General features: G+C 36.5%; 21 protein-coding genes. All 21 read right to left on the bottom strand.

The window, feature by feature from the left end; genetic code table 11:
* Nucleotides 1-28: 28 nt before the first annotated feature.
* The 21 genes from PQ460_RS03160 to PQ460_RS03060 all read right to left on the bottom strand — a co-directional run bounded on the left by PQ460_RS03160 (nucleotide 29) and on the right by PQ460_RS03060 (nucleotide 23,560).
* Complete coding sequence (locus PQ460_RS03160) at nucleotides 29-1,909, bottom strand: glycosyltransferase (RefSeq protein ID WP_274171767.1); 1,881 nt, start codon at nucleotides 1,907-1,909, stop codon at nucleotides 29-31.
* Nucleotides 1,910-2,048: 139 nt separating this feature from the next.
* Entirely contained in the window at nucleotides 2,049-2,894 is an 846-nt protein-coding gene (hag, locus tag PQ460_RS03155; protein WP_274171766.1) for a flagellin Hag, read from the bottom strand.
* A gap of 182 nt (nucleotides 2,895-3,076) precedes the next feature.
* Complete coding sequence (locus tag PQ460_RS03150; RefSeq protein ID WP_274171765.1) at nucleotides 3,077-4,168, bottom strand: tetratricopeptide repeat-containing glycosyltransferase family 2 protein; 1,092 nt, start codon at nucleotides 4,166-4,168, stop codon at nucleotides 3,077-3,079.
* 132 nt (nucleotides 4,169-4,300) lie between these two features.
* Nucleotides 4,301-5,146: a flagellin Hag gene (hag, locus tag PQ460_RS03145; protein ID WP_274171764.1), complete on the bottom strand. Its 846-nt coding sequence runs from the start codon at nucleotides 5,144-5,146 to the stop codon at nucleotides 4,301-4,303.
* Nucleotides 5,147-5,288: 142 nt separating this feature from the next.
* Nucleotides 5,289-5,531: a carbon storage regulator CsrA gene (csrA, locus tag PQ460_RS03140; protein WP_274171763.1), complete on the bottom strand. Its 243-nt coding sequence runs from the start codon at nucleotides 5,529-5,531 to the stop codon at nucleotides 5,289-5,291.
* A gap of 1 nt (nucleotide 5,532) precedes the next feature.
* A complete protein-coding gene (locus PQ460_RS03135) occupies nucleotides 5,533-5,967 on the bottom strand; it encodes a flagellar assembly protein FliW (protein ID WP_274171762.1) in 435 nt (144 codons plus the stop codon).
* Between the two features lie 92 nt (nucleotides 5,968-6,059).
* A complete protein-coding gene (locus PQ460_RS03130) occupies nucleotides 6,060-6,641 on the bottom strand; it encodes a DUF6470 family protein (protein ID WP_274171761.1) in 582 nt (193 codons plus the stop codon).
* A 31-nt stretch (nucleotides 6,642-6,672) separates the two neighbouring features.
* Complete coding sequence (flgL, locus tag PQ460_RS03125; protein WP_274171760.1) at nucleotides 6,673-7,596, bottom strand: flagellar hook-associated protein FlgL; 924 nt, start codon at nucleotides 7,594-7,596, stop codon at nucleotides 6,673-6,675.
* A 24-nt stretch (nucleotides 7,597-7,620) separates the two neighbouring features.
* Nucleotides 7,621-9,180 (bottom strand): flagellar hook-associated protein FlgK, encoded by a 1,560-nt coding sequence (flgK, locus tag PQ460_RS03120; RefSeq protein WP_274171759.1) that lies wholly within the window; start codon nucleotides 9,178-9,180, stop codon nucleotides 7,621-7,623.
* Between the two features lie 18 nt (nucleotides 9,181-9,198).
* Entirely contained in the window at nucleotides 9,199-9,699 is a 501-nt protein-coding gene (locus tag PQ460_RS03115) for a flagellar protein FlgN (protein ID WP_274171758.1), read from the bottom strand.
* A gap of 3 nt (nucleotides 9,700-9,702) precedes the next feature.
* Nucleotides 9,703-9,990 (bottom strand): flagellar biosynthesis anti-sigma factor FlgM, encoded by a 288-nt coding sequence (flgM, locus tag PQ460_RS03110; protein WP_274171757.1) that lies wholly within the window; start codon nucleotides 9,988-9,990, stop codon nucleotides 9,703-9,705.
* Nucleotides 9,991-10,295: 305 nt separating this feature from the next.
* On the bottom strand, nucleotides 10,296-10,709 hold the full coding sequence (locus tag PQ460_RS03105) for a TIGR03826 family flagellar region protein (RefSeq protein WP_274171756.1): 414 nt from the start codon (nucleotides 10,707-10,709) through the stop codon (nucleotides 10,296-10,298).
* Between the two features lie 186 nt (nucleotides 10,710-10,895).
* Complete coding sequence (locus PQ460_RS03100) at nucleotides 10,896-11,672, bottom strand: ComFC family protein (RefSeq protein WP_274171755.1); 777 nt, start codon at nucleotides 11,670-11,672, stop codon at nucleotides 10,896-10,898.
* Nucleotides 11,673-11,675: 3 nt separating this feature from the next.
* Nucleotides 11,676-13,721 (bottom strand): ATP-dependent helicase ComFA, encoded by a 2,046-nt coding sequence (locus PQ460_RS03095; protein ID WP_274171754.1) that lies wholly within the window; start codon nucleotides 13,719-13,721, stop codon nucleotides 11,676-11,678.
* 100 nt (nucleotides 13,722-13,821) lie between these two features.
* Entirely contained in the window at nucleotides 13,822-14,547 is a 726-nt protein-coding gene (locus PQ460_RS03090) for a response regulator (protein ID WP_069328654.1), read from the bottom strand.
* Between the two features lie 13 nt (nucleotides 14,548-14,560).
* Nucleotides 14,561-15,712 (bottom strand): sensor histidine kinase, encoded by a 1,152-nt coding sequence (locus PQ460_RS03085; protein ID WP_273613763.1) that lies wholly within the window; start codon nucleotides 15,710-15,712, stop codon nucleotides 14,561-14,563.
* A 61-nt stretch (nucleotides 15,713-15,773) separates the two neighbouring features.
* Nucleotides 15,774-18,455, bottom strand: a complete 2,682-nt coding sequence (locus PQ460_RS03080) for a stalk domain-containing protein (RefSeq protein ID WP_274171753.1) — start codon at nucleotides 18,453-18,455, stop codon at nucleotides 15,774-15,776.
* A gap of 215 nt (nucleotides 18,456-18,670) precedes the next feature.
* A complete protein-coding gene (locus PQ460_RS03075) occupies nucleotides 18,671-18,835 on the bottom strand; it encodes a hypothetical protein (RefSeq protein WP_274171752.1) in 165 nt (54 codons plus the stop codon).
* 74 nt (nucleotides 18,836-18,909) lie between these two features.
* The gene (gene metK / locus PQ460_RS03070) at nucleotides 18,910-20,112 is read right to left on the bottom strand and encodes a methionine adenosyltransferase (protein WP_273613765.1); all 1,203 of its coding nucleotides are present in this window, start codon (nucleotides 20,110-20,112) and stop codon (nucleotides 18,910-18,912) included.
* 339 nt (nucleotides 20,113-20,451) lie between these two features.
* On the bottom strand, nucleotides 20,452-21,033 hold the full coding sequence (locus PQ460_RS03065; protein WP_274171751.1) for a hypothetical protein: 582 nt from the start codon (nucleotides 21,031-21,033) through the stop codon (nucleotides 20,452-20,454).
* Nucleotides 21,034-21,160: 127 nt separating this feature from the next.
* Nucleotides 21,161-23,560: a copper amine oxidase N-terminal domain-containing protein gene (locus PQ460_RS03060; RefSeq protein WP_274171750.1), complete on the bottom strand. Its 2,400-nt coding sequence runs from the start codon at nucleotides 23,558-23,560 to the stop codon at nucleotides 21,161-21,163.
* Nucleotides 23,561-23,971 lie beyond the last annotated feature (411 nt).

The following is a 23,971-nucleotide window of genomic DNA, read 5'->3' as shown; positions in this document are numbered from 1 at the left end:
TTGTACTCACAATCATTATCGTTTTGGTTTATATAACTGATATCCATTTAGAAATAGGATATTTTTTTAGAATTATTGATTTGACTTCTTCCATTTTTGTTACATCATTCATTTTTTCAGCTATATTATAATAACGTTCATATGAACTATATTCTGAATTGATTTTGATTAATTTGGTATAAAACAATTGTGCATCTTCCAAATAACCTGCTCTTATACAAAGATCACCTAATAGTACATTGATATTAATATCACTTTCATTTTGATTATATGCTTTTATTAATACATCAATTGCAGCTTCACCATATCCTTTTTCAGATAGCAATTTTCCAAAACGATATTGAAATTCGCTATTCATCCCGGAAAGCAAATTCGATATTGTTTGTAATGTATCAAATTCTTGTAGATAGATTAATTTGTCTAAAAGTTCAATTAAAATATTTTTAAGATTTAAAGAGAGTTTTTGAGATCTAATACTTTGATCATTAAACAAAGACTTTATCATTTTATATTCTTTTTCACTTATATTCATTATACTTTTAGCACGCATTAGTAGATCTAGGTCTTTTTTTATAAAAGCTAATGTCAATATATCTATTGCATTCTCTTCTTTAATTTCTTCTACTTCGTTCCAGTATTGCTGAGCAAGATCATATTTTTTAATATATTGATAAGAAATGGCAGATATATGTGTCTCAGCTACGATATTTTTATTTTCTATATACTCATGTAATAGGGGATGACGCAAAGTATATAATAAATCTAATAGTCTTTGTAACTCTTCAACAGATGCTACATTGTATAGTAAGTTAAAATTATTATAAATATCTATTAAAGGTATATTAGCTTTTAAAACAATTTCAAAGTATTTATTTAATGAAGGTACAAAGGCAATGTTGGTCTGTATGGATTGAACAATCATTTCATAACTTTTTGCTAACTTACCTTGCATATCATATAATACAGCTAAATTAAAGTATGCAATATAACTGCCTACCCCTTCATCAACCGTAACACCTTTATCTCCAATAGATAAACATTTTAACCATGCTAATTCTGCATCTCGATAATAACCTGCATTTTTAAACAGATTTCCACGTTCATTCCATATACCTGTATCTTCTGGGTATAACTCTGCAGCATCCTCTAATACTTTTAATCCATCTTCTGTAAAGCCTAGTTGATCTAGACAAAAGGCCATTCTGGTTAATAATTCTGGTTGATACATTCTATTTTCGCTGCCTACAAATGCTTTTTTAAAATATTCAAATGCTTTTTCGTATTCTTCATTATTCATATAAAGTTTGGCCATATTATACAAATTGTAGCTTGTAGGATTTTCTTTAACTTCTATTTTCATTAAAGGCATATTACGGTTGCGTTTATCTTTTTCTTCTAATACTTCATTTTTATATCCTGTATGCTGGATAATAGATGCAGCTTCGCCCCTACTAAGTTCGTTTTCAATTTTATCAATATCAAGATGTTCATGAAGCCGATTTTTATAGCGTAATCCTTTATCATTTTTAAATATTCGAATAGCAGAATGCGTCAAAACTCTATTATTAGATAAGAAATTTTTGATACGCATAATATAGTAATCTTTGTAGTTAATAACATCTTTCTTAAGATCTGATTCCTCTTCCAAATATTCATCTGCATCTAACACCAACAGGTAATCTGAAGTCGCTTGCTCTAAAGAATGATTGCGAGCAGCAGCAAAATCATTAATCCATTCAAATGAATATATTTTTGCTTGATATTTTTCTGCAATTTCCATTGTACGATCTGTAGAACCCGTATCTACAATTATAATTTCATCTACTTTATTTTGAACACTACTCAGGCATTTTTCCAATACTTTCTCTTCATTCTTCACAATCATACAAAGTGATATTGTATATGTCATTATCTCTCTCCTAACTATAACTGATACAATATTTATCGGTGATTTGACAATGTAATGTTAGTGATAAATTGCATATTTGCGCAATTGGCTAATATAAAAAAGCGACCTCCAATAATGGAGATCGCTTTGGTGATACAGATTAACGAAGCAATTGCAATACGCCTTGCGGCTGTTGGTTTGCTTGAGATAACATTGCTTGTGCTGCTTGAGACAAGATCGAGTTCTTCGTTTGTTTTACCATCTCAGAAGCCATATCTACGTCACGTACACGAGATTCTGCTGCTGTTAAGTTTTCAGAAGAAGCACCCAAGTTGTTAATTGTGTGTTCCAAACGGTTTTGTACTGAACCTAATTTCGAACGTTGAGTCGATACTTTTGTGATCGCTGCATCGATTGTGCTGATTGCTGCAGATGCTGTACTTGCATCTGTACTTACTGCCAAACCTGTTACGCCTTCGCCTGTACCACTACCTACGCCCAACTCAGAAGCATCCAATTTGGAGATAGACAAGGTCATTGTTTGGCTTGTGTTTGCACCAATTTGGAATGTCAATGCATTTGTAGATGCATCTCCATTTAGCAATTTTTTCGTATTGAATTCAGTTGTATCCGAAATACGAGTAATTTCTTTTGCTAATTGATCTACTTCATCTTGGATGTTAGTACGATCTGTTGTTGTGTTAGTATCGTTACCCGATTGTACTGCTAGTTCACGCATACGTTGCAAGATATCGTGAGTTTCGTTAAGCGCACCCTCAGCTGTTTGAATCAATGAAATTCCATCTTGTGCATTACGAGAAGCTTGATCCAAACCACGAATCTGTCCACGCATTTTTTCAGAGATTGCTAGACCTGCTGCATCATCACCAGCACGGTTGATACGCATACCTGAAGATAGTTTTTCCATTGATTTACTTTGTGCGCTAGACGCACTGTTCAAAGAACGAGAAGTGTTTAAAGCTGCAATATTGTGATTGATAATCATTGTTATTTCCTCCTTGGAATTTGAGGTGACCACATCCGTGTGATCCCTTATTGAGTTGGTTTGCTGTCAAGTTGATCGCGATCACGTTCTTCTTGGCCGCTAATATATATATCGGCAGTATTTATGATTTATGAATAGTTTTTTTAAATATTTTACAACAAATTACAATATTAATTTTGGATTTAGATATTATTATTTATTTCAAAATTACAATTATTTAATCTATTTATAGCAGGTTCATATTTTTGTGCAGCTGATAATTCATAATAATGCTTTGCTTTAATTAGATTGTTATTTGTTTCGTAAAACACACCTAAATTATAGGCAGCTCGGAAACTTCCAGTACCTTTTACACTATCGTATTTATCAGTTTCTCCGATTTCTAAGCATTTCAAATAAAATTGCTCAATATTAGAAAAATAATGAATATATTCGTTTACATTACTAAAGACTAATTCCATATAAAAATACCCGCATACAAAATAAAAATCTGGATAGTCTGAAAGATTGTTTATTTCTTTTGAAATAATATCTAAACCCTGTTTCCAATTACTCTTACTTGCAATAATGTTGTATAAATAACCTACTACTAATAATGATTTAAAGCCATCATATGGTGTAATTAAAGCATAACTCTTTTGAAAAAAAATATTTGCTTTCTCATATTCTCCTAGTATTCTATATTCATTTGCAAGTTGAAACAACATATACGCATCATTAGGATTTGAAGATATTACATGCTCAAGAAGTTTAATATTTCGGTCTGATTTGTTTGTTTGAAAATATCCATCATGATAGATATGAATATTTGTATTTATACGAGGCAATTCTATAGAATGTACTTGCTCATGAATAGCCCCGACATAATATAAACCTTTAGGAAACAATCGGGAAATAATTGCTTGAGATTCTTTAATTTCTCCGTCCTGCATAAATGTATTTATTTGTTTGATACGACCTATACGATTAGGTCCTTTGATAAACTCTTTTATTTTTTCACATTCATTCTCATTTAAGTATTCATCGCCATCTAAAACAAGATTCCAATCTCCTGTAGAATGTTGTAAAGCAAAGTTGCGAGCTTTAGAAAAATCTTGTATCCATATATAATCAAAAATTTTTGCTCCATAGGATTGAGCTATTTCTTTGGTATCATCTTCTGATCCTGTATCCACTATTATCATTTCATTTACTAAATCTTTTACACTATCTAAACATCGTTTTAATTTTCCAGACTCGTTTTTAACAATCATTACTAAAGATAAATTACTCAATTTTATCCTCCTTTATAGTTAAGCTTGTTTATTATCTTACAAGTTATACTTATTTTATAACAGAATTACGATAATTTTATCTAAAATAAAAAAAGCGACCTCCAATAATGGAGATCGCTTTGGTGATACAGATTAACGAAGCAATTGCAATACGCCTTGCGGCTGTTGGTTTGCTTGAGATAACATTGCTTGTGCTGCTTGAGACAAGATCGAGTTCTTCGTTTGTTTTACCATCTCAGAAGCCATATCTACGTCACGTACACGAGATTCTGCTGCTGTTAAGTTTTCAGAAGAAGCACCCAAGTTGTTAATTGTGTGTTCCAAACGGTTTTGTACTGAACCTAATTTCGAACGTTGAGTCGATACTTTTGTGATCGCTGCATCGATTGTGCTGATTGCTGCAGATGCTGTACTTGCATTTGTACTTACTGCCAAACCTGTTACGCCTTCGCCTGTACCACTACCTACACCCAACTCAGAAGCATCCAATTTGGAGATAGACAAGGTCATTGTTTGGCTTGTGTTTGCACCAATTTGGAATGTCAATGCATTTGTAGATGCATCTCCATTTAGCAATTTTTTCGTATTGAATTCAGTTGTATCCGAAATACGAGTAATTTCTTTTGCTAATTGATCTACTTCATCTTGGATGTTAGTACGATCTGTTGTTGTGTTAGTATCGTTACCCGATTGTACTGCTAGTTCACGCATACGTTGCAAGATATCGTGAGTTTCGTTAAGCGCACCCTCAGCTGTTTGAATCAATGAAATTCCATCTTGTGCATTACGAGAAGCTTGATCCAAACCACGAATCTGTCCACGCATTTTTTCAGAGATTGCTAGACCTGCTGCATCATCACCAGCACGGTTGATACGCATACCTGAAGATAGTTTTTCCATTGATTTACTTTGTGCGCTAGACGCACTGTTCAAAGAACGAGAAGTGTTTAAAGCTGCAATATTGTGATTGATAATCATTGTTATTTCCTCCTTGGAATTTGAGGTGACCACATCCGTGTGATCCCTTATTGAGTTGGTTTGCTGTCAAGTTGATCGCGATCACGTTCTTCTTGGCCGCTAATATATATATCGGCAGTATTTATGATTTATGAATAGCTTTTTAAGATTTATTTTTATTTTGATTAAAAAGATTTACTAGTGCGTTAACCTGTTCTACTTGCGGTGTAGCAGAAGCTTGATTAGATTCTTGAATAGCTACATAAATTTCTTCACGATAAATATCGATATGAGCTGGGGCTGAGATACCTAACTTTACTGTGTCACCATCTACGCTCAGTACAGTAACTTCAATATCATTCTGAATAATAATTTTTTCACCTTTTTTTCGTCCCAAAACCAACATATTAAGCACCTTCTTTCTGATCTGATGGTTGTAGAAGATGCTTAGTATGATAGGATGATTGATGCAATATTATTTGTTCTGCTTTGGAAGTCTCTGCATTGCATACAATAGGAGCCAATAAATTCAAAGTTGACTTCTCCATTTGATCATGTAATGTTACCATGCAAGCAATACGCAAACTTTTATCAGAAACCAATTCAGGATATTCCTGATCTTCAATTTCAAATTCATAATCTGGATAAACAACAAAGGGATCAACTAGTAAAAAAGATAAAGAAGGTTCTTGTAAAGATTGAAGATAACTAAATGGACTATTTTCTACATCAATCCAAGCAAAGGACTTTTCTTCTTCAAAACCTGGAAGTCCTTTAGTAAATTGATAGATTTGTTCATCTGCAATAGTAATATCTCCCCAGGACGTTGTTTTTAAGATCACTTTATTTTCCCCTTTTCCAGCTTACATAGCCATCATTTTATTGTTAATATAACCCAAAAAGCCGCAAATAGCGAATACCGCTATAAACGACTTTACATAGTAGTATCCACCGTTGGCGGCGCTGGCGGTGTAAATTGAACGGATGGATACTGTTGCATATAAATATTGACGTTGCCTTTATTATATTCGATCTCTGGTGCATTGATTCTTGTTTGTATGTCAACTCCACCCAATCGTACATCTAAGGTCGCAGGAGTAAAACTAATATTAATATCTACATTAGCAGACGAAGCTGGACCTCTATATTCTATAAACGGAGGCTTGTCTAAAGATCGAGAGCGCATAATATCCCCTAAACTATTACCGGGTTTATAAAATTCTCGCATTCGTTCTCCCATTTCCACTCGCTTTGAGAGTCCTTGAAGAAAAACTTGTTGAATATTAGAATATAAACGTTTGCTCATCTCAAGATGACTACCACCGGTGTAAGCAGCAAAAGCCCTGCTTTGATCAACTGTAAGTTCGGTTTTTGCTTGGTGAATCTCTAATTCAGCTGGAGTTGTAGTAATTTCAAGATCAGCTTTAGGTTGTTTTATAGAAAATGAACCTTGTGTAGTCTCAATTCCAATTTTACCTGGTGTTTGTCGAATCTGTACTATAGGTATGGAGCTCATAGTTTCGCCCCCTTATTCTTCATTGATATACTTATCTTAAAAAGTCTACTAATGATGTAGAAATAATTTTAGCTCCTGCAGAAAGAGAAGCCGTATAAATATTTTCTTGAATTTGAGATTTAACTAATAACTCAGCGTAATTAGAATCCTCTACTTTAGATTGAAGGGCTGTCAAATTAACTTCCATATCGCCTAATCTGGATTGCATTAATTCAACTCGATTAGTTTTGGCACCTACTTCGGATTGAGCAGTAAGTACTTTTTCTACTCTGGTATCAATATTAGCTAATTGATTCGATAGCTCTTTAACATCACCATTTTTCAAAGCAGCAGAAACATTATTCAATAAAGTAAAAATATTATCCGTTTCTGTAGATGTACCAAATACCTGATTACCTGTAACATTAATAGGCAATTTCACATTATCACCTATCATATAATTAATCGATCCTGTATCTGTTTGCACATTTGCTCCATTGGTAATGTCATGGGTTCCATCTGCACCAGTGGAAAATTCATAAGGTTTTTGATCATAATTCTGCCCATTAAAAATGTATTTTCCATTTAACTGACTATTGGCAATATCGATAAACTGTTCTTTAAGTTGAGAGATTTCGCTATTAATACTATCTAAAGCAGATTGAGGATTAGTACCTGTTGCTGCTTGTACAGTCAATTCTCTTAATTTTTGTAGAACATCATTCGTTTGAGTTAAAGTAGTATCATTGTATTCTAACCATGAGATTGAACTATCTACATTTTTTTGATATTGCTGATTAGCTGCAACATCGGCACGATAACGCAAAGAGTAAGTCATTCCTACAGGATCATCTGAAGGACGATTAATTTTCATTCCTGTAGACATCTGTTCTTGCGTATTCTGCATTTGACGTGCATTGCGATTCAAGTTTAGCAGCAACTGGTTACTTTTCATATTATTTGTTACTCTAAGCATTAGCAGAATCTCCTTACTTTCTTATTATCTTCCAACTACACCTGTAGAATTAATCAATTTATCAAGAAGCTCATCATAAGTAGTCATAAAGCGAGCAGCAGCAGTATAAGCATGTTGAAATTTAAGCAAATCACTCATTTCTTCATCAACAGATACTCCACTTACAGATTGTCTACGGCTATCGATCTGAGTCACAATAGATGTTGCATTGTCTGTTTGACGATTAGCTTCCTGAGCTTGTATACCAATTTGACCAATCATTGTACTATAAAAAGAGTTAATTGTTGAAGATTGAGAACCATCTGCAGAACTGAATTTTTTACCACTTAATTCAGAAATAATTAATGCCATACTATTATTTCCTTTAATCACTGTAGCAGGTGTGCCAGATACACGCATAGATGTAGCAATAGCATTTACATTATTTTGAATATCAGGGTTAAGTGTGAAATTGCCAGCAGTAATAGCTCCACCGTCAGAAGAAACGAAGAAAGGTACACCTGTCTTAGCCGCGCCTGTAGCATCAGTATCTAAAGAATATCCTAATTGTTGCAAACCATTAATTCCTTTTACAACAGTTGAAGTATCTTCCTTTAACGTACGAGACTCTGTAGTTCCTGTATAAGGTACTCCATTTAATACCGTACCTTCAGGAATTACTGATCCTTTAGGAAGAGTAACTGTCACATCACCGTTAGCAATCGTATTCGCTAATTGATCTAACTGATTCTTGTAACTGGCTACATACGAATCACGAGATGCTATCATTCCATGTACTTCACCGCCAGTTAAAGTTCCACCTTGATAAGCAGTATTCAAAAAAGCCGAATCTACTGTAGTCGCAGTATACCCTGCTACTAATGCTTGTCCGCCAATGCTAACGTTATAGCCTTGTGCATCTTCTGTTACATTTACATTTACAATAGCGGATAATTTATCAACAAAAAGATCACGTTGATCACGCAGATCATTCGCATCATCGCCCAATGCTTCTACTTTTACAATGGATTGATTAAGAGTTGCAATAGAGTTGGTATATCCTTGAATTTCAGAGGCTTTTGTAGCGATGTTAGTAGTAAGATCGGCTGAGAAGTCAGTCAATTGTTTGTTGATTTGATTCATTGAATCTGTAAGTGCTAGAGCATTTTCTTTTACTACGCTACGCGCAGTCAGACTCTCTGGGTCTTTACTAAGATCAGACCACGAATCCCAGAAGTTTTTTAGTACTGCGCTAAATCCTGTTTCAGAAGGTTCTTGAAAGATCTGTTCTAACTTACTCAAAGAATCCGCACGTGTATTCCAACTTCCTTTGATAGCATTTTCTTGACGATATTGACTATCTAGAAATAATTCTCTCACTCGAGTAACTTGAGTAGCTTCTACACCTGTACCAATTTGACCAGCTGATGTTGAATGAGAGAATCCCGGTGCTTCAATAGGGCGAGTAGCTGACATTTTAACAACTTGGCGAGAATACCCTTCTGTATTAGCATTCGCTATATTATTTCCTGTTGTATTTAATGCAGTAGACTGAGTAATAATACTTCGTTTTGCTGTCTCAATCGAGTGAAATGTAGATGTCATTGATTAACCTCCTAATACTTATCCACGTCTATCAAAAAGTCCTTTTTGTCTCATTCCATAACTCTGCGCTGCTGGATGCTGATAAGTTATATCTTGATTAGGTTTATCAAGCATAAGATCCAATGAGAACTCAATAAATTCTAAAGACTGTTCAAGTAATTGTTGATTTAAAATATTAACCTGCTTTAATTGATCTAATGTTGATTTCAAACGTGATTGTGTGTCCAATAAAGTTTGCTTTTCTTCAATATCAAAAATCAAACGAGCTAATTCACTTACAGTTAAGTTAAGTTGAGATTTAATTCCGCGTTCGTTTAAAAATGAATATGAAGCTTGTATACGTTCTTCATCGGCTTGTTCTATCGATTTGATTAATTTAGATTCTTGATTCAGTATACGAATTAGTGTATCGATATCATTATTTATAATACTTGTCTTTTTGGCTTGGCCTAGATCAAGCATTTGGTTATGATATAGATCCAATTGATCCAAAACGCTGACAAGTCTATTTAATGACATTGATTAATTCCCCGTTCCTTTTAGGAAAGGCAACAACTTATCTGCAAGTGCGCCTGCATCCACATTGTACGTACCCGAAGATACTTGTTCTTTCAGACTTTGAATTTTTTGAGCACGTTCTGCATTAGCAGAAGCTTGAGTGCTATTTGCTTGTAACATTTCCATTGCCTCCGGCGAGATTGACACTTCATCTTTACGATTTGCTTTTTTATCATTAGTTACTGCTTTTGCCTCTGCTGCTCTTTGGTATGGGTTAATTGCGCTTACGCGGTTAGTTTCGTTAATTTTCATGGTTGACACGCTCCTTAGTAATTTTAGTTGAGAAGAACTTCCTATTCAGGATAGGACGTTCTTTTTTGATATCAGGAAGCTTGGGTGATAAGCAAAAGGTTGTTTTCCTGATATCATATAGACAACCGATTTAGTATTTACTAAGATTATCGGACATTTTCGAGATAATTTTTATAGTTATAAAGTGGTTAATTATAAAACGACATTTGTCATTGCTTAAGTCCTAATCCTGCATACGTACGCAATTGAAACCACTCATATAGCACCAAATATTGTCGTTATTTGACTTGTATATGGAAAACCTCTTACATATTTCGGAATTTGTCGACTGCCCGATAGGTCCCTTGGGTTTTTTGTGCTTCTTCTTTTTTGGCTGCTTGATCATCTTCATAAGCATGTTGAATGTCTTTATTAAGACGTGCCCGGCAAGAATCACACATATTACTATCTCGAATAGGATTACCACACACTTCACAAGCATAAGACATATTAGGTGCATTAGCGATTGAAATGCGTCCTTCTCTGATGAACTGTGTGATTTGCTTCACAGGTACTTCCACTGCTTCGGATAATTCTGTAATTGTTGTTCCTTTATGTTCACGTAAGTACTTGATACAATCTTCATATTGGAATTCAATTTCTTTTATACAATTACCACAGATTCCTCTGAGATTTATAACATGTAATTTACCACAACGGGGACAATTAGCTAAGTTCATCCCGTACCGCCTCCTAATCATTGCACTACATCTTTATCATTTATGCTCTTATTTATATTATATCGTACAATAGGTCCTTATTTATTAATAATAAAGCTTAAATTAACGATTTATTTCATACATTCTTTTAAATTTTCATCAAATAGACTAGAGTATACAAAATGAATACGATATCGTACATGCTTTTCAAGAACGAGCCCATGTTAAGCTAAATACATGTATATCGATACCATGAAGCTGCCCAGCTTCGATTAACGCTTTTGCACAATTATTAATAGTACTTCCTGTTGTATAGATATCATCTACGAGTAGTATATTTAGGCTATGCGATCGATAAGTAGTTAACCATTGTGGCGTATCCAAAGCATAACCAAATACTTCTTTCATATTCATAATACGTGCTTGTCGTCCTTGCGAGCTTTGCTTGATTGTATCTCGTTGTCTAACTAACAAAGATTTATAAGGTAAGCGTTCATATGTAGCTAACTGACTTGCTAGAACTGCTGCTTGATCAAAACCTCTCTGTATTAATCGTGATCCACTTACAGGTACAAATGTAACCACATCGATAGTCCACGCTTTTCGATAAAATTCTGTCATCTCTTGCTTCATCCTCTGATACGCTTCTATTACTATTTGTCCTAATAGAGAAGCATACCGTTCTTGTCCCTTGTATTTATAATCGGCTAACCATGTCCTCATCGTATCGTTATACGAAACGGCACTACGATTGAACATAAAGTAACGTTGTGCTGCTGATTTACGCTGGCAATCAGGACAATAGCTCTCTCGTCCACATACTTTACAGGTAATCTGAGTAATCCAGGGAATGCGCCGTGCACAAAGCTCGCAAATTCCAGGATATCTTTTCATTAATGCTGCCTTTTTACCGCAAGACATACAGGCATCATAGTGTGGAGATAGATAAGACAACCATGTATTCCATAAGTTTTTGTTTAACATAATCTATAATCCCTTTCCTAGTATGGATGATTTGGATGCATGTAGATAACCTTTACGTCTAGCGATTCGATTCATAAGCTTGATTTGTGATACTGCTTTTTTCTGCTCGATTGTCCATTGCTTAGCGCCAAAAATCACATTTCCTTTAGGATCTTCTTTGGATCTCCCTGCTCGTCCTGCCATTTGTACGAGAGAAGACGCATCAAATAATCCACTATCAGCATCCAAAATATAGACATCACTATAAGGAATCGTGACTCCGCGTTCTAAAATAGTAGTTGTGACTAATATTCGTATCTGTTGCTCTCGAAAAAGAAGGACTTTGTCCGCTCGTTCATGATCTTGAGAAGAAGTTCCTTCAATTGAAAGCTGTGGGAAATAAGATCGCAGTAATAATACTAGCGATTCGATTAATGCTATCCGAGAAACAAATATAAAAACCTGTGCCTGACGTGTTACCGAATAACGTAAATATTTTAACAAAGTATGAGATAGCTGCTTTCTGTTAAGCATATGAGTCACTGTTGGTATATGAATATACTTTGGTACTGGTAAAGGATGTCCATGAAAACGAGCCGGTACTTTAGCATGCGCAAGTATTCCTTGTTTGATTTCTTTTTGTAATTGCACAGGTGGGGTCGCAGATAAATATACAAAAGCTCCATCATATTTACAGCAAGCATTAGCGGCATATGCTAACATGGGATCATTGTGAAAAGGGAACGCATCCAGTTCATCCAAAATAACCAGATCAAATGCTTGCGAAAATCTTAATAGTTGATGTGTAGTGGCTATCGTCAAATCTGCGCTTCGCCAGCGATCTTCACTTCCTCCGTACAATACAGAGATCGTTGTTGCTGGAAAAGCTTTGGCCATACGAGGAGCTAATTCAAGCACTACATCTCTTCTTGGTGTAGCTACTAATACTTTCCCCTTATTTTGTAATACATGATCGATTAGCGGAAAGGTCATTTCTGTTTTACCTGCTCCTGTTACTGCCCAAAGTAGGAAACGTTTATGTGTAAAATAGGAAGGACTAGGAATACCCTTTTTATTTTTTAATTTAGATAGAAAAAAGAGATAGAAGAAATTGTTATTTGAAAATATCATTTTGTTCGAATCTTGTTTTTTATTTTTTAAAAAATATAATGCACTGGTAGTGGCTTCAGTCTGTGCATCACTAAGTCTCCATCTCATCTGAATATTTTCTTCTTTATAATCAGTATCTATAGAAGAAACAGAATTTAGATGTAATGGCGCTATATATACAGATTGAATCATTAGTGTACATTCACGACTTCTACCCAGATTAAGACAGGTCTCACAATAAGCACATGCAGAACTGCCACAACTAGCACACGGCGTGGCGTTCATCCTCTGGCTTCCACAACGACGACAATGATAACTTGAAGCAGAATCTTTATATACAGCTGAGTGAAGTCGCAATGATTGTGTTAAATACGCTAGCTGTGTATATGTTTTCCAATGAGTTAGAAGATTTATTTGTTGATCTGTAATCATCATCATGTATTCTGTTTCTAAAAGAGAACGACCTTGCATCATGTGAGTGAGTTCTATTGCGCTTAACATTACTTTTCGTTTCCAAACAGGTAATCCCGAATGATCTATGTATTCATCTGGCTGATCTTGCATGTGTTGTATAGTAGATACTAAAAAAGGTATATCTTTTATTGTGTTCACAGTATCATCCCACAATATTTTTATTTGATCCGCCACTATAAAAGAATGAATATTTCTACGCTGATTGTCATGCTGATTATAATTTTGAATATGATTGAATAACCATTGCTCTATATGTTGTTTCCATTGATATTGATCCCAATGATCTGCACTACTATCGAATTTTAAATATTGCTTGCACTGCAAAGCCCATCCTAAAGGAATAGTCGATGAAATATATATCATTTGTTGGATGGTTTCTGTATGTCGCTTATCTGAAGTCCACCATATGAGATCAATACGAAGATCCAGTGATATTTCAAAAGACCACTCGTCTTTTTGCTTAATAGCGTACAATGCAATTTGCATGTATATTATTCTCCTTTCTATTCTTAAAATAGCAAAAAAGCACACCTTCCCTATCTCTAGGAAAAGTGTGCTTCACTTTTACGTGTGTTATTTATTAGAATTAAAGTGTAACCCAACCATGTTTGATAGCGTTGATTACTGCTTGTGTACGGTCATCAACTTCCATTTTTTGCAAAATACTACTTACATGATTTTTTACAGTTTTTTCACTGATAAATAAATATTCACCAATCATTTTATTACTCTTACCTTCTGCCATCAGACGCAATACTTCTGCTTCACGACGTGTAAGAGGATTATCATCGCCTGCTACAAATTTCACACCTGTATCACCAGAACTATTATTGTCTGTTAATACACCGGATTCATTGGTATACGTCATACGACGAAGTTGTTGGATTAGTTTACCTGTTACTTTAGGATGGATATAAGCATGTCCCTCCATAACAGAACGAATAGCATTTACTAAAGACTCAGCTTCCATATCTTTTAAAAGATATCCTGAAGCGCCTTTACGTAACGTTTCAAATACATAGCTCTCATCATCATGAATAGACAGAATGATCACTTTAATATCAGGGAATAGCTCACGTAATTTTTCAGTAGCTACTACTCCATTTTCGATCGGCATATTAATATCCATTAATACAACTTCTGGAGGATTGTGATTACAGAATTCTAAAACTTGAATTCCGTCTCCACATTCACCAATAACCTCAAGGTCATCCTCCATATTCAGAATACGCTTTAGACCTTCACGAAAAAGCTGATGATCGTCGGCTAAGAGTATCTTAATTTTTTTAGTGCCGTAATCATGGTTTTCCATTCTGTTACTCCTTTCACTTTTCCACGTTCGTCGGAATATGGATTACGATTTTCGTACCCTGATTTTCGGCAGATTCGATTTCCATTCTTCCTTCAAGCAATTCTACTCGTTCCCGCATGCCGATCAATCCAAAATGAGTATGATCTTTGGTCTTTTGCTCTATCATATCCAACTTAAAACCGCGTCCGTTATCCTCAACAATCAACTTAACCATTTGTGACTGAAAAGTAATGATAACCGTTACATAAGTAGGATAAGCATGTTTAGACGCGTTAGTGAGTGCTTCTTGAACTAGTCGGTAAATCGCAGCTTCCATAGCAGAAGTGAGTCGATATTCCTTGCCTCTTGTTTCGAAAATCGTGCGGATTCGAGTTTTATTCTCAAAATCTTGCACATATTTCCTTAAAGTTGGAATGAGACCCAAATCGTCGAGGGCCATCGGTCTTAGATTAAAAATAACTTTCCGCATTTCTTCTAGGCTAGAGCGCACTTGTCCCTTCAAATCTACTATTTCGTCCTGGACCATCTTATATTCCTGCTTTGTAATCATTCTTTCTACAATTTCGGTCCGAAGAACTAGATTTGCGAGCAATTGAGCAGGACCATCGTGAATTTCCCGGGAAATTCGCTTACGTTCCTCTTCTTGTGCGAGAATGATTTTTAGCCCGATCAATTGACGGTTTTTGGCAGATTCCAAAATACGAGTGACTTGATTAAGTTCGCCGGATAGGTATTCTAATACCACTCCCATCTGCGAGCCGATGGTCTCAGCTCGCTCGATAGAACTTTCTACATTTTTAACTCGTTTTTGCAAATCATCTCGTCTTGCTTTTAAATACATTTCTTTCTCACGATAAATCATCAAATCCAATTGCAGTTGTGTTGCACGTTCATACGCTTGCTTAATGTCTTCCTCATTATACCGTACAAAGTCCCGGCTGACTTCTGTCAGTCGAATCCGTGAACTACGATAGCTGACTTCAAGTTGGTCTACCTTTTCAATCGTATCTGTCGTTTCACGAAGTACCAATTCAAGTTCTGTATTTAGCGAGAGCAATTCACTCCGCGAAGTATCCAAAATCTCGAAGATTTGATATTTACTATTTTCCATAACACTTGTTGCATTCTTAATGACGTGATCTATTGCATCAGCGTGGAACTCCACTCGATCTTCTCCATTTCTGTAAGTCAATTATATGATGCATGTATTATCATATCATAACTTATCACGATTGGATGCTAACCGTCTTGGTTTTCTGATCCCATTTTACAGTCAAACCAAGCTGTTCTGACACCAATCTTAAAGGGACTAAAGTCCTTCCTGATACGACTAAAGGTGCTACTGTAGAGTTTTGAAGCTTACCATTCGATACATAAGCTTTATTATTTACAGTCAAATCCAGTAATTGTCCTGCACGTAAAATGGTCACGCGCTGACTACTAGCATTCCAAGTCGCTTGTCCACCAAAAGCATCCATTATATATTTAACCGGTACATAAGTTGCATTATTTTTGAGCATTGGAGAAACATCAATAGATTGTGATTTACCATCTAGTGTTGAAGTCTTTTTACCCACTGTCATCGATAATGTACCTTTTGGCATAGTATATGTTGCTGCTTGAGCCGCTCCAGTTAGACGGATATTGTCCATAGCGATCATACCTGTAGCTGCACGTTCGTCTTGTCCTTCAGCTACATTAACAACATATACACGTTTTAATTTAGCCGGATAAGCGATGCCTGAACCAGAAAGATCAATATTTAATGTTTTCCAACCACTCCAATTGATACTTTTCGCAAAATCAATATAGACCGTTTTACCGCTAGCATCTGTTACTTCACCACGTAACCAGTTATAACTCTTATCTCCATACACATCTACTGTTACGCCTGTTGTTCCAGGTGTGAGTGCTTTACCAGAAGTACCGCCAAACTGAGCATAAGCATATTTTTTACTTGTGCCTGCTGTCATATCATACGTTAATTGCAACACTTTAGAATTAGCATGATCGCCTGTTCCTTGTGTCACTTGAGCGGTTCCTTTTACTGTACTAGGGTTTCCTAAGAAACTGATGCCATAATTCACATTTTCAAAATCTTCCCATGTACTGGTTGCTCCGCCGCCAGTAGTTAATACCATCATTGTACTAAATCCATCATATCGTGCAATAGCGTATCCCACCGTAGTACCACTATTTACAGAAGAAATGTTCAATTGTCCGTCTTTTACGCTACCTTTAAATCCAACCAATTCCCATTTTAACGTTTCTGGAGAAATGGTTAAGCTTGAGCCATCTTTTAACGTAGCGGTTACTGGCACAGCAATTGTAGTACCTGCTTGTAAAGTAGCTGTAGAGCTAGCTGTCGTTAGATTTTGAATAGCTTCTGCACCGACAACATTTACATTCATACTGGTACTGACTCCGCCACTAGAAGCAATAATTTTGGCTGTACCATTTTTAGTCGCTTTAAATTCGCTGCCTGTCCATTTGATATTACTACTTCCAGCTTTCCAAGAGGGATTAATTCCTGCTGTACTGATTGGATTATAGTAAGTATCATATCCATTTGCTTCGTATTTCGCTGTCTGACCAATTAGTAATTGTTTGGGTCCGCTAATACTGAATCCTTGTACTTTGCCTTGTGGGGCTGTAGTATACACTCCTAGCCCGTTTACAACGCTACGTTGAGTATTACCGCCATATTCAGTTGGGAACGTTAGACTAGCTTGTGTTTTCCCTAAAGGACGTGTAACTAGAGTAGTAGAACCTCCACCATCTAGATTAATACCTTTCCACACACCTATAGAAGCCATAAATGATTGTAATTCATACAAAGACATACCTGCACTATTATCGTTGTCTTGTATAGTAACAATATAAGCATATCGTCCATCTTGTGAATAACCTACAGCTGTACGCGCACGATTACCACCGATCGCTGTAGTGCTACGAGAAAATGAACTTGGTTTTCCTTGATCTACTAGAATCGTATGACCACCAATCATCATCTGTAAAGTCGTCGGATCAATAGATTTCCCTGTCGATTTAGCTTGTAAACTATAATCAGTCGTTACTTTTTGTCCAACTTTCATATGTTGTTGTACAAATTGAGCTGCTTTGCCATGAGTACGCAAAATATAAGCCCCTTTAGGTACTACCTTTTGAATCGTTGCATTCACCGATATTTGCGTGATCACTCCGCCTTGTACAAGTACTTCAGTCGGTGTAGTTGAACTATTGGCTGGACGCTCGATTGCTTTCCAAGCATCTGTATAGATATACATGGTATTGGAATGGCTAAATGTACCATTCGGTTCTGTCATATAAGAAGCCTGGTTGATTCCTGCTAGATCAAAAGTAGAACCATCTTCTGCGGTCACTTTACCTTGGAATGTAAATTGATCAATCATTGGTGTACCGTCTTTTGTTACACCAAATGCATACATTCCTTTTAATTCAGAAGGGCTAGACATTAACACACCTTCAGAAGCTTGAGCTCCCATCGGTACACCTTCACTAGCGGTATTAAAGTAATCTCCATTTACGCCAGCTACTGCTTTGGTTTCTTGCGCCATTCCTTCAACAGATTGCTTGGTCGTAAATTGATTACCTTTCCCTGTCATTACATCCAAGTTAACATACGGATTTTTCAAATCTACTTTAACAACATCTGCTAAAATAGAAACAGTTTTTCCAGAACGAGCTGTTTTGTAGCGATATTCTAACAGCTTAGCTCCAGAAGTTATGTAGCTTTCGTTCAATTGAGTCGTCTCAGCTGCACTTGCAATATGCGTAGGCAACCAAGTGGCCTGAGGAATACCTATTTGTAATACCGGTTGAATCCATAACGAGCCTGCAATCGTAAGAATAATCCATTTGCGTGCCGTTTTTGCTTTGCCTGTCATATGTTAAAACGCTCCTATTCGTTGAAAATTCTCTGATTACATTGATTTTTTATAACTATCATCATAATATCCACTTTAATGATCATAACGTTATTTAGATATAGATGCCAATTTGGCAGAGTACACCACATAAGAATATAGACTACAATAGAAGCAAAAAGTTACGGTAAACCAATCATTTTTTTCTGCAATCCTATCAATGTAGATCAAATACATTATCTTCTACCATATTTGCAGGTTGAAAATGAACTGAAGTTCCAGTTCCAGTTCCAGTTCCAGTTCCAGTTCCAGTTCCAGTTCCAGTTCCAGTTCCAGTTCCAGTTCCAGTTCCAGTTCCAGTTCCAGTTCCAGTTCTGAGTAATGGTATTGGTTTTGAGCATAAAAAAGAAGGCTTCCCGAAAAAAAATCGAGTTACCTTCTTTGATCAAACTATAATTATAGATCGTAAAAACTATTATAGTCCAGCTTGAGTTTTTAATAATTCTGCTTTGTCGGTTTGTTCCCAAGGCAATTCAACATCTGTACGACCGAAATGTCCGTATGCAGCTGTTTGACGATACAAAGGACGACGAAGATCAAGCATGCGAATAATACCAGTAGGACGCAAGTCAAAATTGTTACGAACCAATTCTACCATTTTTTCTTCGCTTACTTTACCTGTTCCATACGTATCTACACTGATCGATACAGGGTTAGCTACACCAATAGCATAAGCCAATTGGATTTCGCATTTATCTGCTAATCCAGCAGCAACTAGGTTTTTAGCTACATAACGAGCAGCATAAGCAGCAGAACGGTCTACTTTAGTTGGATCTTTTCCTGAGAATGCACCGCCACCATGACGTGCATAGCCGCCATATGTATCTACGATGATTTTACGTCCAGTTAATCCAGCATCACCTTGAGGTCCACCAATAACGAAGCGGCCTGTTGGGTTAATAAAGTACTTAGTATCCGCATCAAGCAACTCAGCAGGAACAACCGGAAGAATAACATGTTCACGGATATCTGCTTGGATTTGCTCTAATGTTGTTTCTTCAGCATGTTGAGTTGATACAACGATTGCATCAATACGAACAGGCTTACCATCTTCATATTCTACGGTTACTTGTGTTTTACCATCAGGACGCAAGTAATTAAGCGTACCATCTTTACGTACTTCAGCCAAACGGCGTGCGATACGGTGAGACAATGCGATAGGCAAAGGCATCAATTCTGGTGTTTCGTTAGTAGCAAACCCGAACATCAAACCTTGGTCACCTGCACCAATATTTTCTGTTTCTTTCTCCATTAATGCTGTATCACGAGTTTCTAAAGCAGAGTTAACGCCTTGAGCAATATCAGCAGATTGTTCATTTAATGAAGTAAGTACAGCACATGTATTATAATCAAAGCCATACTTGGCACGTGTATAACCAATTTCCTTGATTGTATTTCTTACGATAGATGGAATATCAACATACTCCGAATTTGTGCTTACTTCCCCGATAACTAACACCAAACCTGTAGCCACTGCTACTTCACAAGCTACACGAGCATTGGGATCATTAGCTAAAAAAGCATCCAGTACTGCATCAGAAATTTGGTCACAGATTTTATCTGGATGTCCTTCTGTTACAGACTCTGATGTAAATAAATGTCTCTTTAAAGTAGACAAGAGTTTTCAACCTCCCATATGGATATTAAGGTGTCAGCAATGTGCAACAAACTTCAAACATATAGTCAAAGTCCCTACACAAAAAATGAACCCTTTCCATAAGGAAAAGGTTGCTATACAAGCCTCAACAGTCATATTAACGTATTTGATACCAGGTGTCAAACGCTAATCACTAGATGGTAAGGTATATTTTTTATACGTAAAAGATTAGATAGTCTATTGTAAATAAAATAGATCTCATACAAATACTACAGATTTTCAATTGCCTTTTTCCAACAATCTTATATTAAAATCATTCTATTTGTTCAATTCAGAACCATCCTTTTTGAATATACAAACTTATTGAATTTTATAATCACCAATTACTAATACTGTAGCATTGTACCCTTGAGTCAAAGCAACTTCAACCCCGCGTCCATCTCTTGGAAATAAAAGTAGATGATTATTAGGAATAGCTTGTGATCCACCCATTTCGCTTCCAGCAGTCAAATCTAAAATCCCATTTTTTTCTGAACTGTACACCACAGCTTTCCCTGTACGTATAATCACTTCGGTGCCCGCTGCTGCAATTAACTTTTTACCTGGACGAATTTCTACCACTTTTGCCGTAATTGTAGAAGAAGATGTTGCTGAAGGAGTTGTTGTAGGAGTAGGAGCTGTAGATACAGGAGGTGTGACGGAAGTAGTAGGTGTGTTATTTTTAGTACCACTATTGCTATTGTTAGTATTTCCTGCAGAACTACTAGAACTTCCACCTAATGCTTTTTGTATTTGCTGATCCACATAACTTTTGGTGACTACAGGATCATCAGCAGAACCCAGTTGACTACTAGCACTACTAATTGTAACAAACGAACTCCCTACCCAGATACCTATCCCAATAGTAGCAGTAGCCATTAACCATGTAGCATATTTTTTCATATAGCATCCTCCTCAAAGTATAGAATAAAGGTATAAAACAAAAATACCCCGGAGCAGTTGCCCGCTCCGAGGTACCTAAGCGAAAGTAGTTATACTTTCTATATGACAGTGTTCATATCAGAAGATATTACTTGCTGTTTACAGTTACAGTTTTAGCAGCTGCATCGTACATTACTGTAGCGTCAAGAGCTTTACCAACCCAAGCGATAGGCAATACAGTACGGTTAGCTTTAGTTACTGCTTTAACATCCATGTTGATTGTAGAACCGTTGATAGTCAATTGGTTAGTTTTAAGTTTCAATTGAACTACGCGGTCTCCTTTAATCAAAGTAACCATAGAAGTTGCTTTGTCAAACAAGATGTTTGCAGGAGTTACACCCAATGCTTCAGCTACGTAACGAACTGGCAAGTAAGTGCGACCATTTTCTACATAAGGAGCAACTTCAGCAGTACGAGTTTCCCCGTTTACTTTGTAAGAAGTGCTTCCGATTGTGTAGATAGCTGTTACAGCGTTAGACTCAGCGCCTGGAGCTTGTGTTCCGATAGTAGCGATAGTTGCTTGAGCAGCATAACGGTAGCTATCTTTCCAAGTTTGAGTAACATCGTCAGCACCATGGTACGCTGTATTAGCAGCTCCATCACCTTGTACTTTAGCAACAATGTTACCTTGTGGTACAGTACGGTCAATGCGCAAGTTTACGCCGTTGATAGCAATAGTACTAGCAGTAGTACTTTCGCTGTCTACGTAGAAACGCAATACGCCTTGAGTTGCACTGTTGTTGTAAGTGTCGATAGACACGTTACGGATAGTCAAGTCACCAGAAGTTACAGATACAGTAGGTACAGAACCGAAAGTTACGCCAGCTGGAAGAAGAACTTCTACCAAACCATTGTCATCATCAGTCAATGCGCCTGCTGCGCCTTCTTTAAGTGTCAAGTTACCGATGTTTGCACTATCAGAACCGATTGCAGCACTGTAAGTTGCATCAGAAGCAGACAAAGTTACAGATGGAGTAGCTGTTGCTACTTTAACTGTACCAGTCAATCCTTGGCTACCAGCTACAGCAACATTCAAGTCACCAGTAAATCCTGGTTGTACTGCTACTTCAACATCTTTCAATGTAATAGAACCTGCATTGTTAGAAGTGTTTTTAGTTGGGAAAGTCAAACGCATTGTGCGTCCGTCAGTACCAGTATAGTTGATAGTTGGTTGGTTTAATCCGTTAGCTGTATCGATAGAACCAGTAGTACCAGTTGCATCTTCGCCATCTTCATAAACAGACTGCCAACGAGCACCTTCAGGTAATTGCAATGTTACTGTACGGTTTTCAATGAAAGATCCAGCTACAGATTCTTTAACAACGATATCACCTAATTGTTGCTCGTCTTGGCCAGCAATTACAGTAGATGGAGAAGAAACTGTTACGCCACCACCATATTGACCATAAGAACCAACAACTAGATTAGAAACGTTAGAAGAAGAGTTACCACTAACTGTTGCTGTAATGTCGCCTTCTTTAGCTTTATCTTCATCTTCTACGCGGAAATTCAAGTCTAAGTTGAAAGAAGCAGCAGTAGAAGAAATAGCAGCATCACTTGCAGCAGAAACAGTTAAAGTGTCTGAACCAAATCCTGTAACAGACAAATCATTAACGTCAAAGTTAGCATCACCGAATAATTTTGTGAATTCTCCACGAGAATCCCATTCAAATCCTGATGGTAATTTCAATTTAACTGCATTACCAGATTTCAATGATCCAGCTACAGACTCAGTTAATTTGAAAGTGAAACCAAAGTTATCACTGCTAGATTCTGTATCATTTGCTTCAAGAGCTACTTGACCAGATGATACTACTGTAGCAACTTTTACGTTACCAGTTGGAAGACCACTTTCAGTAGAAGCAGAGAAAGTTAGGTTAACATCACCACTGTTAGGACCAGTAGAAACGATGTTTTTAAGGTTTAACAAAACTTCCAAATCATCGTTAGGGTTTGAAGTACCGTTAAATTGAATTTGAGCAGATTTAGTACTGATTACGTTAACTGCGATTGAATTACGATCAGCTCCGTCACCAGTAGAAACGATTGAATATGTGTTACCAGATACAGTAGCGCCAGTATCTGCGTTACGAATAGGATCTAAATTGTTGTTAGCAGTTCTTGAAAATTCAAAACCTTGTGGTAGTGTAAAAGTTAGTGTGTTATTTCCACCATTCAAGCTACGTTGATCAATGTTAACTTTAACACGACCAAGTGCTACTCCACCACTGATTGCGCCATTGTTAGCAGTTACAGCGGAAGATCCAGTACCGAATGTTGGTACGTTGTAAACATCAAAACTACCAGATGCATGTGCTGCTGTTGGAGCAACGATACCTGCTACTGGAGCGATACCTGCTAGCATAGCAGCGCTTGCTGCTACGTTTAATACTTTTTTAGTAGACTTTTTCATAAACTTTTGTTCTCCTCCTTGAATATCATAAACATTTTTTTTGTTTTTTTGTTTGTTGTGGATTTTGTCACTCATCAGTCGTTACACCCCCTCTCCGAGTTTAAAGCAAATCCCTTTTTGTATGATGATATCTGTGACAAAATCACAGAAAATCGTAACCGGAATATTTGTCAATCGAAAAACCGCAGTGCACAGAAGTTATTATACATTGCGTCAATGATGCCGTAAAGACATTTTTTCACATTGAGATCGACTAAACATTCCAAAAGTTAATCTCAATTTAATAACCTGTCAGCAATTATGTTGCCTTGTTTTATCGGGTTCATATATGTAGACGCAGGTTTCTTCAAAAAGTTGCGGTTTTTCAAAAAAAGTTTTCTGTTTTTTTTGCGACATATATTATATCGCGAAACAGAGCCTTGATTATCATACTACACTTTGAGAAGATATGCCAGTTTTGCCTACAATACTTTTTCATAACTATAT

The sequence above is a fragment of the Paenibacillus sp. KACC 21273 genome (assembly GCF_028736095.1).
In the GTDB taxonomy this organism is placed as follows: domain Bacteria; phylum Bacillota; class Bacilli; order Paenibacillales; family Paenibacillaceae; genus Saccharibacillus; species Saccharibacillus kyungheensis.
The sequence above is the reverse complement of the archived record's forward strand: the minus strand, read 5'-3'. Positions and strand labels throughout refer to the sequence as shown.

What these genes read in the sequence shown, in the direction of transcription:
- PQ460_RS03160 (WP_274171767.1), bottom strand. Translation starts at nt 1,909, where the DNA reads ATGACATATACAATATCACTTTGTATGATTGTGAAGAATGAAGAGAAA.
- hag (WP_274171766.1), bottom strand. Translation starts at nt 2,894, where the DNA reads ATGATTATCAATCACAATATTGCAGCTTTAAACACTTCTCGTTCTTTG.
- hag (WP_274171764.1), bottom strand. Translation starts at nt 5,146, where the DNA reads ATGATTATCAATCACAATATTGCAGCTTTAAACACTTCTCGTTCTTTG.
- csrA (WP_274171763.1), bottom strand. Translation starts at nt 5,531, where the DNA reads ATGTTGGTTTTGGGACGAAAAAAAGGTGAAAAAATTATTATTCAGAAT.
- PQ460_RS03130 (WP_274171761.1), bottom strand. Translation starts at nt 6,641, where the DNA reads ATGAGCTCCATACCTATAGTACAGATTCGACAAACACCAGGTAAAATT.
- flgL (WP_274171760.1), bottom strand. Translation starts at nt 7,596, where the DNA reads ATGCTTAGAGTAACAAATAATATGAAAAGTAACCAGTTGCTGCTAAAC.
- flgK (WP_274171759.1), bottom strand. Translation starts at nt 9,180, where the DNA reads ATGACATCTACATTTCACTCGATTGAGACAGCAAAACGAAGTATTATT.
- PQ460_RS03115 (WP_274171758.1), bottom strand. Translation starts at nt 9,699, where the DNA reads ATGTCATTAAATAGACTTGTCAGCGTTTTGGATCAATTGGATCTATAT.
- flgM (WP_274171757.1), bottom strand. Translation starts at nt 9,990, where the DNA reads ATGAAAATTAACGAAACTAACCGCGTAAGCGCAATTAACCCATACCAA.
- PQ460_RS03105 (WP_274171756.1), bottom strand. Translation starts at nt 10,709, where the DNA reads ATGAACTTAGCTAATTGTCCCCGTTGTGGTAAATTACATGTTATAAAT.
- PQ460_RS03100 (WP_274171755.1), bottom strand. Translation starts at nt 11,672, where the DNA reads ATGTTAAACAAAAACTTATGGAATACATGGTTGTCTTATCTATCTCCA.
- PQ460_RS03095 (WP_274171754.1), bottom strand. Translation starts at nt 13,721, where the DNA reads ATGCAAATTGCATTGTACGCTATTAAGCAAAAAGACGAGTGGTCTTTT.
- PQ460_RS03090 (WP_069328654.1), bottom strand. Translation starts at nt 14,547, where the DNA reads ATGGAAAACCATGATTACGGCACTAAAAAAATTAAGATACTCTTAGCC.
- PQ460_RS03080 (WP_274171753.1), bottom strand. Translation starts at nt 18,455, where the DNA reads ATGACAGGCAAAGCAAAAACGGCACGCAAATGGATTATTCTTACGATT.
- PQ460_RS03075 (WP_274171752.1), bottom strand. Translation starts at nt 18,835, where the DNA reads ATGCTCAAAACCAATACCATTACTCAGAACTGGAACTGGAACTGGAAC.
- PQ460_RS03065 (WP_274171751.1), bottom strand. Translation starts at nt 21,033, where the DNA reads ATGAAAAAATATGCTACATGGTTAATGGCTACTGCTACTATTGGGATA.
- PQ460_RS03060 (WP_274171750.1), bottom strand. Translation starts at nt 23,560, where the DNA reads ATGAGTGACAAAATCCACAACAAACAAAAAAACAAAAAAAATGTTTAT.